Origin of the sequence: Pseudoalteromonas sp. 3J6, assembly GCF_903995135.1 — a bacterium.
Classification (GTDB): domain Bacteria; phylum Pseudomonadota; class Gammaproteobacteria; order Enterobacterales; family Alteromonadaceae; genus Pseudoalteromonas.
This window is the reverse complement of record NZ_LR877185.1, coordinates 3,667,853-3,680,633: the sequence shown is the minus strand read 5'-3', so window position 1 is coordinate 3,680,633 and position 12,781 is coordinate 3,667,853. Positions and strand designations below refer to the sequence as shown.

At 38.7% G+C, this 12,781-nt stretch carries 8 protein-coding genes; 4 read left to right on the top strand and 4 right to left on the bottom strand.

The annotated features are described in order from the left end of the window. Positions 1-106 precede the first annotated feature (106 nt). On the top strand, positions 107-1,132 hold the full coding sequence (serB, locus tag P3J6_RS16855) for a phosphoserine phosphatase SerB (protein WP_198523602.1): 1,026 nt from the start codon (positions 107-109) through the stop codon (positions 1,130-1,132). Here the strand turns inward: serB and P3J6_RS16850 are convergent. After that, positions 1,129-3,609: a PilZ domain-containing protein gene (locus P3J6_RS16850; protein ID WP_178956484.1), complete on the bottom strand. Its 2,481-nt coding sequence runs from the start codon at positions 3,607-3,609 to the stop codon at positions 1,129-1,131. The genes serB and P3J6_RS16850 overlap by 4 nt on opposite strands. Before the next feature lie 556 nt (positions 3,610-4,165). On the opposite strand from P3J6_RS16850, the gene radA reads away from it, so the two are divergent. The 3 genes from radA (at position 4,166) to P3J6_RS16835 (ending at position 10,172) form a co-directional block, all read left to right on the top strand. Beyond that, positions 4,166-5,551: a DNA repair protein RadA gene (gene radA, locus P3J6_RS16845; RefSeq protein WP_008110304.1), complete on the top strand. Its 1,386-nt coding sequence runs from the start codon at positions 4,166-4,168 to the stop codon at positions 5,549-5,551. A 71-nt stretch (positions 5,552-5,622) separates the two neighbouring features. Next, positions 5,623-6,555, top strand: coding sequence for a hypothetical protein (locus P3J6_RS16840; RefSeq protein ID WP_138608762.1), 933 nt, complete (start codon positions 5,623-5,625; stop codon positions 6,553-6,555). A 293-nt stretch (positions 6,556-6,848) separates the two neighbouring features. Further along, positions 6,849-10,172 (top strand): ligand-binding sensor domain-containing diguanylate cyclase, encoded by a 3,324-nt coding sequence (locus P3J6_RS16835; protein WP_198523601.1) that lies wholly within the window; start codon positions 6,849-6,851, stop codon positions 10,170-10,172. Between the two features lie 56 nt (positions 10,173-10,228). On the opposite strand, the gene serA is transcribed toward P3J6_RS16835, so the two are convergent. The 3 genes from serA to P3J6_RS16820 are packed head-to-tail and all read right to left on the bottom strand — an operon-like array spanning position 10,229 to position 12,770. After that, positions 10,229-11,458 carry a phosphoglycerate dehydrogenase gene (gene serA, locus P3J6_RS16830; protein ID WP_055013065.1) on the bottom strand — a complete coding sequence of 410 codons (1,230 nt, stop codon included), beginning with the start codon at positions 11,456-11,458 and terminating at the stop codon, positions 10,229-10,231. A gap of 9 nt (positions 11,459-11,467) precedes the next feature. Then, positions 11,468-12,121, bottom strand: a complete 654-nt coding sequence (gene rpiA / locus P3J6_RS16825) for a ribose-5-phosphate isomerase RpiA (protein ID WP_198523600.1) — start codon at positions 12,119-12,121, stop codon at positions 11,468-11,470. Between the two features lie 52 nt (positions 12,122-12,173). After that, on the bottom strand, positions 12,174-12,770 hold the full coding sequence (locus P3J6_RS16820; RefSeq protein ID WP_198523599.1) for a 5-formyltetrahydrofolate cyclo-ligase: 597 nt from the start codon (positions 12,768-12,770) through the stop codon (positions 12,174-12,176). Positions 12,771-12,781: the final 11 nt, after the last annotated feature.

The window sequence follows — 12,781 nt, the reverse complement described above, 5'->3', positions numbered from 1 at the left end:
ATGTTACAACTACACTATAACCCTAAATCCCCCCTGATGGCGAATTTTGTATCTCATATCCTTATTATCAATGAGCTAAATGTCAGGAAATATAAACGGAGATCCCATGTCGAACGCGAACATGGCACAGCAAAGCGCTGAGCTATTATCATCATCACTTATTCTTAATAAATGGTTTAGCTACCAACAAGGTGTTTTTACACCACTAAATACAACACCAAACAGAAACCACGGGTTATTTAGTATTGCCTTTGGCGGTGATTTTAATATTCAGCATATTAATAGCATTATTGAGTTCTTTGCGGCTCACCAGCAAAAAGTAACGGCTATTTGTCAATATCAGCCAGATTTAGGGTTATCTCCGGCATTATGTTTTTATATAGAAAATGCAGAGCGTGTAATAAATCCACTTGAACTTCAAACTTTTGCAAATACCTTGGCGTGTCAGTTAGTGCAAGTAACCTGTCCCCCTGATTTACAAAAACCTGGGTTATTAGTAATGGATATGGATTCAACAGCCATTACTATTGAGTGTATTGATGAAATTGCACGCTTGGCTAATGTATATGACGAGGTTGCCAGCGTGACCGCGCAGGCAATGGCAGGTAAGCTTGATTTTAGTGAAAGCTTATATCAGCGTGTTGCTAAGCTTGAAGGCATTGAAAAGAGTTTAATTGATGAGCTTAAAAGTACACTGCCTTTAATGCCCGGTATTAAAGCGTTATGCCAAATTTTAAAACACCATGATTGGTATTTAGCGATTGCATCGGGCGGTTTTGTGCCGTTTGCTGAGCGAGTTCAGGAGCTGATTAATTTAGATGAAGTGCATGCCAATATGCTTGAATTTAAAGACGATAAACTAACAGGTAAAGTGTTAGGTGGGATTGTTGATGCTGAGCAAAAAGCGGTTGTTTTAAACTCGCTACAACAAAAGCTGGGGCTTGAAAAATGCCAAACGGTTGCCATTGGCGATGGCGCAAACGATTTAAAAATGATGGCTCAAGCTGGCTTAGGCGTTGCTGTACATGGTAAACCAAAAGTAGTTGAGCAAGCCCAAGCAGCTATTTGCCAAGGCTCGTTATTGCAACTGTTATATATGCTGGCGGTTCCGCTAAACCCATCACAGGTTTAACGTAAACGATTTAACCAGATGAGCTTTCGTCTAGACATTTGCTCAACCTGTTGTTGGTTGAGCGCTAAATGCTCAAGCGCTTCATCACTGACATCAATAATATCGCCAACACCTGATACAGACCACAAAGCATCCTCTAAGTCTTTGGCCTTGTGAATTGCGTATTGGCTGACGTATTTTAGCTCGTTTGCTAGGTAGTCAGTATCGAGTCGACCAGTGCGTGAAATATATAAACGCATTATAAAAATCAGCTCAGATTTAAGCCCTTTTCTTACTTGCTGTTTAAACTCGCTGCAGTCAGTACCTAAAACACATTGGCTGGTAATAGCATCCGCTATATTATCTTTTTTAGGATCAAAGTTAATTATTAAACTAAACTCTAATGGCGGATCTTGGCGGGTACGCTCTTTAATATTAGGGGTGATCACATCAATAATATGCGCTTTAGTAATAATATCCGATAAGTCTGTTTTAGCATTTAATAAGGAAAAATTTTGCAAAATAATATGCAGTGGGCTTGGATATAAACCAAATCCCATAGCGCCAATTTCAAAATGCGCCATTGATTTATGTAAATAAATCGGAAACTGGCAAAGCGTTTTGGTTACCATATTTCTAAGTGCTGTAGAAAGCCCGGGTACTTTAGGTGATTCTTCTGCTACTTTTAATTTTTGTTTATTGCTACTTATTAAAAGAGTAAAAAAATCGACCCCAGTATGAGATGAGCCTTTATCTACATACGCTTTCAAATTAATGGTAGTCAGCGATTTACTCACAGCCATTACTTCATATTGAATAAGATTTAATGAATAGTTTTTAGTAATTTTTTGCAAATCAGGAAATGATAGCGAAACAATATCGCCTTTTTTAAAGTTCACTTCTTGATTGCACTCTAGCTGTAAGCCAAATATTGAAAAATCACGGGTATGCCCATGTAATACCGCATCACGAGTATTAATCACAACATTAGTTTTGTATAAATAGCGTTTATTAGAGCGAAGATTTACATACTCTAGAGGCACAGTATTAAGTTCCGGTGGCGATGCGTGCTTACTGTGGCCAAAATATTTCAATTTATTGGCTAAGGCTTTATCAAATTCATATTGTTGATAATGTTGTTGTTCATGCTCATTACCAACTTGGGTAAGTAGCATTAAATACTTAACGTCTTTTATTGCGCCTTCAACACGTGGTGAAGGTGGTTTATTTAGTTTTTCAATATCTTTGCCTAAAGAGTTAGGTAAAGATAAAGGAATATAAGCATCTTCAGTATGACTCGGCATTAGTTGTAATTTAAAGCAGCGCCAACTGTCTCTTCGGCTACCAAAACCAAAAAATAACGCTTTTAATTTTGCTTGTTGCTCAAGCTCTGAGCGAGTGGCTGAGTAATAATAAATTTTTCCTGCAGAGACATGGGTAAAGGTATACAAATACTCTTCTTTTACTGCAATCGGTTTTAGCGCCAAGGTACGAATACGCTTATGATTTAACACATTGTAAAGGCATGATTTTTTGCGTTCATCAGTAAAGTAACGCTGAATAAATAAACTGTTTTCAGTAGTTAAGCTCAGGCTAGGATAATAAACGCCGTTTTGCTGGCTAATAAAAACATATAAAGAATTAACCCTAGGTATATAATATTGTTCATACCCTTTAGAAATAACTGCATCGAGGGTGTTATCTAAATTCACTTTATAACGGCGTTTATTGCCATGAATAAAGCTTTCTAAAAAACGATCAAACGCGCTGTTATTTTCTTCAAATGTACGCTTCAAGCGGATATGATTAAATTCTTCTGAGGTGTTTTCTATTGCAACGACTTCATATTTAACGCCACTTTTGAGGCCAAGCTGAAAATCTTGCTCTAAGCCTACTAGGTGCATATTTATAAGCTGACCTTTTTTTAAGCGATAGCGCGACGCTAACTTAATTTTACAGCCACTGATTGAAATATCAGAGGTACTTGCATCGATTTTTGCTTGTCCGTCATACTCAATAGTAATTTTAATTGAGTAATTCATCCGCTCTTCACTGCGATTTTCATAAGCTGCAAATTTAATTACATCGGTAGACAATTCGCGCGATGATTCAATTTCTTTAGGTGGGGTAGTCGTTGATTTTTGTTGTAATACGCGATAATTATTTTCGGTATTCATTACCGCTTCGTATACTGCAAGAGTGTAATCTTTATGTTGTTTTATAGCCGCTTCAAATACTTCAATAGCGGTGTCATCCATAAAGTGCTGCTTGCCTTTGTATTCATAAGGTTTTACTTGACCAGTGACTAAACTACGCAGATCAATAAAACGGTCTATCGGCTGAGATAAACGCGACATTTCCATTTTTATTAAAAACTGCTCGGGTTTAGTTAACTCGGCGGTTTTTGTCTTGAAAATGAGATCAAATTTAGGATTTCCTAAATACTGTTTTAATTCATCTACAAGCGCTTCATGCTTGAGCAATACGTCATCAGCCATTTATAAATCGTCACCGTCTAATTTAAAAAGTAGGTATACTGTTACAATTATTTATTAGAATATTTAATAAATCGAATCTCGCAAAACCGCCAAATGCGGCCATAATACTATGCGTAACTATACTTTGTGTTTAACCTGAACTCCGGATAATAAATCCATCTCAAGCAGCTATTTTCAGCGCTAACTGCGTTGAATTTACTTGCAATAGGCGAGCTATTGACGCGTAATTTCGCCTTGTTTTCACTAAAAATCTCTAGCTAGAGAAAAATAAGCACAAATATCTATTTTGACTCAATATGTTAGTAAATATCTTAACCAGAGTTCAGGTTATTTATTGTTATTCTCTAATAGCCAATTAATTGGCAAGGGTTAATTAGTTTTTTAAAGCAAGAAACATGCCCTAAAGTAGGTTAAGTGAAACTACATTAGCATACTGTGAGTGTGATACTAAATGCGCTGATCCACAAGACGTTGTTGCTAAGGTAGAGCCAGCAATGGCAAAATAAGCGCTTAACACTGTGTATTTCAAAATAAAGAATAGTAGGTAAGGTTTTAAATGGCTAAAGCGGCAAAAGTAGAGTTTGTTTGTACAGAATGTGGCATGAACTATCAACGTTGGCAAGGCCAGTGTCGCTGTGGCGCATGGAACACTTTAGCAGAGTTTAAACCCTCTGCAGGGCAAAACAAAAAGGTAGCTGCTCGTGCCAGTGTAGGTGGTTATGCCGGTGGCATTGGCGGTGGTTCTAAAAAAATTAATGATGTAGCAACCGCTGAGGCTGAAAAGCAGCTTACTGAAATTGGCGAACTTGACCGTGTACTAAGCGGTGGTGTAACCACCGGCTCGGTTAATATTATTTCTGGCGATCCGGGGGCGGGCAAAACAACACTACTATCTGATTTGGTGGCAAGAATGTCTCAGCGTATGCCATCACTTTACTGTACTGCGGAGGAGTCCCTGTCGCAGTTTAAAAACAGGGTTAACCGGTTAAAGCTTAATTACAACGAAGATGAACTTTATTTACTGTCTGAGACCAGTGTTGAAACCATTATTGAAGAGCTTGATAAAAACAAAATTAAATTTGCCGTTATTGACTCCATTCAAGCAGTTGTTACCGATACCGCAAATGGTAGCCCTGGTTCGCCTTCTCAGGTGAAAAGTGCTGCTCAGGCATTAACACAGTACTGTAAGCAAAACGACGTAACTATGTTTATTATTGCTCACGTAAATAAGAATAATGAAATAGCCGGCCCGCAAACTCTAGTACATATAGTTGATGCACTGTTACATATTGATACCAACGATGGTCAAGTGCGCACCCTACGCGCTAATAAAAATCGCTTTGGTGATATAGATACTGTCGGTATTTTTAAAATGTGTGAACGCGGAATGCTCAGTGTTGATAACCCCAGTGAAATTTTCTTATCGGGTTCAACCACCGAGTCACCAGGGTCGACGATTACCTGTATTCGTAAGGGAAATCGTAATTTACTACTTGAAATTCAGTGTTTAACCACAGAAACCGAGGCAGAGTTTCCACAGCGAGTATGTGTTGGTTTAAATATGAATCGGATTAAAATGCTTACCGGTATTTTACGTAAGCACACTAAAACCAAAATATTCCACGATACGTTTTTTAATATTGTCGGTGGTTTAAAAATTGATGAATCAGAAACCTGTATTGACTTAGCGCTTGTTACTGCACTTTTGAGTAGTTTAAACGAATTCGTTGTTCCACGAACCACCTGTATTATGGGAGAGTTAAGTTTAAATGGTGATGTACGCCCAATCGACAGTGGTGTGCCCCGTGTTAAAGAAGCGGCGCAACATGGGTTTACTGAAATATTTATCCCATTTCGTAATTACCATAAATCCATGGAAGGGCTAGGTGCTAAAATAACGCCAGTTAAAACAGTGCACGAGCTACTTAGCTTAATAAATTAACGCTTACAGCGACTGCCGAGCAATGTTACTATTTAGAGTAATACCGCTTATATACAGAATAAGGAAATAACATGAAGAAATTAGTGATTACAGCCGCGATTATTGCTGCAGGTGTGGGTGGCGTAAGCTATGCAAACTATGTAGCAACCCAAGAGGTACGCGCTGAGGTTGATAAGCAGTTGGCTTTGGTTAGCGAGCAAACAGGTGCAAGCTTTAACTATGCAGAGCTATCGGCGAGTGTTATTTCAAATAGTGTTGCTATTAGCAATATAGAAGTGACTAGCCCTGAGGGTAAAAATATTGCCACAGTTGAGCATGTGGAAGTAACAGGTTACGAAACCGATAAAATATCGCCACATACTGCTTTTACACTAAAGAATTTCCAATTTGATGAAGGTTTTGTCGCTACACTGCCAGCAGATACAAATACACAACTTGCCTCGGCCAGTTATGATTTACACTCATCATTAGATTACGATGAACAATCTGGAAACAGCGATATAGTTGTTAAACTACACGCCAACGATATTGCCAGCATTGATATGAATATGGGACTGGCTAATTCTAAAGCGCTTATGGATGCTTCACTAGAAATAAGCAAAGCTCAGCAAACAGCAGGTGATACCCCGCTTACTTATGAGCAAGAGTTACAACAGCAAACACTTATTATGCAAGCAATGAGCAAGTTAGAGCCACGTACTTTGAGTGTAATGCTCGATAATCAAGGTGAGTTAAGTACCTTGCTAGAAAGTGAGCTAGCCAAACAAGGTATGACACTAGAGCAAATGCAAATGATGCTGGCTCAACAGTTACAGCAAGCGCCGGTAACCGAAGAAATAGCACAAGCATTAACTGACTTTGCTAAAGGCCTAAATTCGCTTAGTGTCTCGGCTAAACTACCGGAAGGTAAAACCATGATGGAAGTAAATCAGCAGCTAATGATATTAGCAGGGCAACCTGAAGAGCTGGTTAAGTTTATAAACTTAGAAGTTAAAGGCAAATAAGCACTAGTTATTAACCAGACTTTACATGTTAAATAATGAAAGCGTGAGTTTAGCTCGCGCTTTTTTGTGTCTTTATTAATTAAATATTATATATATTTGTAAAGTAACCTACTATTTTAAATGAAAGGTGATTGCTTGGATTCTGCTAAGGGACATGGGCTTGACGCTGCAGCTTTGCCTGCTTATTTTCTTCGCCTACTAAGTTACCAACTCGTAGCGTGATAAGGTCTCCCCTCGGTGAAACAAGTTTTAATTCTGAAATACAACAGCCCCTGGTAATTGGAGTTTTCTGTTTGAGTAAAAAAATAAAGTATTTGTGCATAATGTGGCTTGTTATTGTGTTTTCGATCCCATCTGTATTAGCTGCAGGTCCTGCTGTGCGTTTTGAGCGCTTATCAATAGAAAATGGGTTACCACAAAGTAGTGCAAAAGCGATTTTACAAGATCAGCAAGGGTTTTTATGGATCGGAACTGAGGAAGGCCTTGCGCGTTACGATGGTTATGAGTTTAAGGTCTTTAAAAAACAGAAAGATGATTTGTATTCGTTATCAAATAACTATATTAAGGTAATTACTCAAGGTAAAGACGGTGAATTATGGATAGGCACACGAGGAGGTGGTATTAACCGTTTTGATCCTACTACTGAGCGGTTTATCCGTTATATGCATGATCCAAACGATGCAAATAGTTTAAGCGATAACTCAGTGCACGCTATTACCCAAGACTCGCAAGGCAATATATGGATTGGAACAGATAAAGGTGGCCTGAATCGGTTTAACCCCAGTACCAAAAAGTTTACTCATTATCGCCATCAAGCTGATACTAAAAATAGTATTAGCGATGACGCGATTAGTGTTATAACTTCGGATGATAACGGCTCACTTTGGATAGGAACATGGAATGGGGGCCTTAACCATTTCAGTCCAAAAACAGGACTGTTTAGCCATTATAGTCATCAGCCTAATCAAATAAATAGTCTTAGCAATAATACTATTAGTGCCATTCATATAGATGATTTAGATAACTTGTGGATAGGAACACGTGGTAGCGGTTTAAGTTATTTTAATTTAGTAGAAAAAAAGTTTACCCATTATAAATATCAATCAAATAACGACAACAGTTTAAGTGATAACAATGTCGATGCAATTACGCCCGATAAACAAGGTAATCTATGGCTAGCTACGCTAGGTGGTGGGCTTAATTATTTTAATATTACCAAGAAACAATTTACTCATTATCGTTATGATGCAACAAATCCTAATAGTTTAAGCAACGATATTGTTAGAGCAATTATTTACGATCAGCATGATAACTTGTGGGTAGGAATGGACGGCGGAGGTCTCAATCGTTCAAATTCAATTGCTAGGCAGTTTACCCATTACAACCATCAAAGAACAGACCCTTACAGCCTTAGCCATAATATGATCAGAGCAATTACCCAAGACCGTGAGGGGTCATTATGGATAGGTACATGGGGAGGTGGGCTTAATAAATTTAATTCAGCTTCTGAGAAGTTTACTCATTATCGACATGATGACACCAGCAGCAACAGTTTAAACGACGATCGTATTTACGCAATAACCCAAGATAAGCAAGGCTATTTGTGGCTTGGGGCCGATCAAGGAGGGTTAAGTCGTTTTGATCCTTCAACAGAGAAATTTAAGCACTTCCGCCATGATCCAAGTAATATAAATAGTGTTCGTGGAGAAGCTATTAGTGTAATAACAGAAGATCGCGATGGATATTTATGGTTAGGCTCATGGCAAGGATTGAGTCGTTTTAATCCTCTTACAGAGCAGTTTGTTCACTACAATCATGATCCAAATAATAGTAATAGTTTAAATGATGATACCATCCGAGTGATCACCGAGGATCGTCGTGGTCACCTTTGGTTAGGTACATGGAAAGGAGTTAATCATTTTAATCCTGATACACAAACGTTTACTCACTTCACTCATCAAGATACTAACCCTCGAAGCTTAAGTCATAATACCGTCTACGCAATCAAAGAAGACCATTTAGGTAATATTTGGGTAGGGACAGCCAGTGGTTTAAATTTACTTGATAAGGCAACGGGAAGTTTCACTCATTATTTTGAAGAAGATGGCTTAGCAAATAATGTCATTTACCGAATTGAAGAAGATAATACTGGTATTTGGCTGAGCACTAACCAAGGGCTCTCGCACTTAAATACTAAAACAAAACGCTTTAAAAATTATAACGTTAGCGACGGCTTGCAGAGCAATGAATTTAATGCAGATGCCTCATTTAAAAGTAAAACGGGCGAGTTGTTTTTTGGTGGTATTAACGGGTTTAATCGTTTTTATCCAAATGATATTAAAATTGATAGTCGACCTCCAAAGGTGGTTTTTACTGATATGTTGCTGTCGAATAAGTCGGTACCAGTAGGTGAAGTTAAACGTAAAACGGCTACCCAAACAGAGATTGTGAATAACATTAGATCTGGATATAGCCTCGAAAAAGCAATTCACAGTACTTCTGAAATAACGTTAACTCATAAGCAAAACTTAGTTACTTTTGAGTTTAGTGGTCTGTATTTTTCTAATTCGAAAAAAAACCAATATGCATTTCAAATGGCTGGTTTAGATAACGAGTGGATAAAAACGGATTATAAAAACCGTCGTGCAACTTATACTAATTTACCTACTGGGGAGTATATTTTACGTGTTAAAGCGAGTAATCCTTATGGGGTTTGGAATGAAACTGCTACAGCATTAAAAATCAAAGTGCTACCGCCACCCTGGTTGTCGTGGTGGGCTTACACCGGTTATGTAGTCTTAGTTGTGTTGGCTATTTGGTTATTTGTGCGCGCGCAATATAAAAAAGTGCACTTTATTAAAAAAGTAAACGAGCAACTAGAGCTTAAAGTGGCAGAGCGTACTTTAGGGTTACAACAAGCGAATGCAGAGTTAGTAAAGTTAAGTGTTATCGACGAATTAACCGGACTCTACAATAGACGATTTTTAGCCAATAACTTACTTGCTGATATAGAGCTGGTCAATCGTAAATACTTTGAACACAGCGAGCAAAAAACACTAGCAACTATTAAAGATGCCGATCTAATTTTTTTCCTTATTGATATTGATCACTTTAAGCGAGTTAACGATGTTTATGGCCATACTGCCGGAGATGCCGTATTAATGCAGATAAAGGACGTTTTAAAGCAGATATTTAGAGAGTTAGATTATTGTGTTAGATGGGGCGGAGAGGAGTTTTTAGTCGTTGCACGTTTTTCAGAACGTAATAATGCCGCTGAATTAGCCGAAAGACTTAGAGCGGCTATAGAAAAACATACTTTTAAAATTAGTGATGGCGAAACGATTAATAAAACCTGCTCTATTGGGTTTGCAAGCTACCCATTTCTACCCAATAGGCCTCAAGCATTGAGTTGGGAGCGGGTCGTTGACATTGCTGATCATTGTTTATATGCCGCTAAGAACTCCAATCGAAATGCATGGATAGGGTTGGATAATATAAGTTGCGAGGCGGACGGTTTATTTGCCCAGATTACAGAGAACACAACTGCATTAATTGAGGCTAATCATCTGCAAGTAAAAAGCTCATTAAGCAAAAATATACAAATAAAGTGGCAATAAATAAAAAGCCGTACTTGATTATTCAAGTACGGCTTTTTATTATTTTAGCTGATTATTTAGTGAAGAATACGAGCTCTAATTGTGCCCTCAACGGCACTAAGTTCTTTTAGTGCTACTTCAGATTGAACGGTATCTACGTCAATAACCACGTAACCAATCGCTTCATCCGTTTGTAAGTACTGCGCGGCAATATTAATACCGTGCTGAGCAAACGCTTGGTTAATTTGCGTTAGCACGCCAGGGCGGTTGTGATGCACGTGTAACAAGCGGCTACGGTTAGCAAGTTCAGGCAATGATACTTCAGGGAAGTTAACTGCAGTAATGGTTGAGCCATTATCTGAGTACTTAGCGAGTTTACCTGCTACTTCAATACCAATGTTTTCCTGTGCTTCTTGAGTAGAACCCCCAATGTGCGGCGTTAAAATAACGTTGTCGAATTCACGTAGTGGCGAAATAAACTCTTCATCGTTTGATTTAGGCTCAACTGGGAATACATCAATGGCTGCACCGCTAAGTTTCTTCTCTGTTAGTGCTTCAGCTAGGGCGTCAATGTCAACCACAGTACCGCGAGAAGCATTAATTAAAATAGACCCTTGCTTCATCACGGCAAGCTCTGCTGTACCAATTAGGTTTTTAGTTTGCGGTGTCTCTGGAACATGTAAGCTAATAATATCAGCGCGTTGCAACAGCTGCGTTAAGTTATGTACTTGTGTAGCATTACCTAAAGATAGTTTGTCTTCAATATCGTAATACTCCACGTTCATACCAATATTTTCAGCCATAATACCCAGCTGAGTACCAATGTGACCGTAACCAATAATACCTAAGGTTTTGCCGCGTGCTTCAAACGAGCCATTAGCTGTTTTTAACCAGCCGCCACGATGGGCAGCGGCATTACGCTGTGGAATACCACGTAATAACAGCAATATTTCACCAAGTACAAGCTCAGCCACAGAGCGAGTATTTGAAAACGGTGCATTAAATACCGCAATACCACGCTCACGCGCTGCGTTTAAGTCTACTTGGTTTGTGCCAATACAAAAACAACCTACAGCAACTAGCTTTTCAGCTGCGTTTAATACAGATTCGTTAATATGAGTACGAGAACGAAGCCCTACAAAGTGCACATCTTTAATGCGCTCTATAAGTTCGTCCTCTGGCAACGATGTTTTAACGTAGTCGATATTGCTATAACCGTTACGTTTTAGCGTTTCAACAGCGCTTTGGTGAACACCTTCAAGCAAGAGAATTTTAATTTTGTCTTTTGCTAACGATACCTTACTCATAACCATATCCTATTTAATTTGTGGCCCATTTTTAGTGCCGATAATTACTTTATCAGCACCGCGCTCTGCAAATAGGCCGTTGGTGACTACGCCAACAATTTGATTTATTTGTGTTTCAAGCTGTTTAGCATGGGTAATTTTTAAATTATGTACATCTAAAATAACGTTGCCGTTATCGGTTACTACACCTTGGCGATAAACTGGGTCACCACCTAGTTTTAATAATTCACGGGCAACGTAGCTACGTGCCATCGGAATAACTTCAACCGGAAGAGGGAAGACTCCTAGGGTATCGACTAGTTTTGTATCATCAACAATACATACAAACTGTTTTGCTACAGCTGCCACTATTTTTTCGCGGGTAAGCGCCGCACCGCCGCCTTTGATCATTTCATTTAAGGCGTTAATTTCATCTGCGCCATCAACGTATACATCAAGTGCTGCTACATCGTTAAGCTCAAACACTTCTATGCCAAGCTCTTTTAAGCGCGCTGTAGATGCTTCTGAACTTGATACTGCACCAACGATGGTGTCTTTAACTGTGCCTAGGGCATCAATAAAGTGATTAACGGTTGAGCCTGTACCTACACCTACTATGGTGTTTTCTTTTACAAACTCGAGTGCAGCCCACGCAGCTGCTTTTTTTAATTCATCTTGTGTCATTGTTGTCTGCTCATTGGTGTCAAAATAGGCTGTTAGTTTACAAGATTAGTTGTTACCAACAGTAGGTTTTATCGGGTGTTATGATCGTTTTTAGTGGTACATCCCACGATTCAATCGGTAACTCATCGACTTGTTGGCACGCATGTGCGAGGCCAATAAGTTGCGGTTGTTGCCAGTGTTGTTCGTATAAACGTGCCAATGTTCTATCGTAAAACCCACCTCCCATTCCAAGGCGATTACCAAATTTATCAAATGCCACTAATGGCATTAAAACGTAATCAATCTCAGGTAAGGGGCATATTTGAGAGCAGTTCAACTTAGGCTCCAAGATACCATAGCGATTTGCTCTCATGGGTGAGTTTTTTTCATAGCGTTGAAATAGTAAATTAGCCCCATTAAATGGATGAATTACGGGCAAGTAAATAGCCTGGTCAGTGTTCCATAATTCATTAATTAACAATGAGGTATCTAATTCTCCATCATTACTTAAATAAAGCGCGATATGACTTTTTTTGGCCGAATTTATGCTTTTTAAGTGTTGAATAAAATTCACTTTAAGCGATTCGGCGGCTAATTCTTGCTGTTTTTTTGATAGGTTATTACGTGCTTTACGAATATCGTGTCTTATTTGTGCGCGATTATTACTCATTAAATAACTTA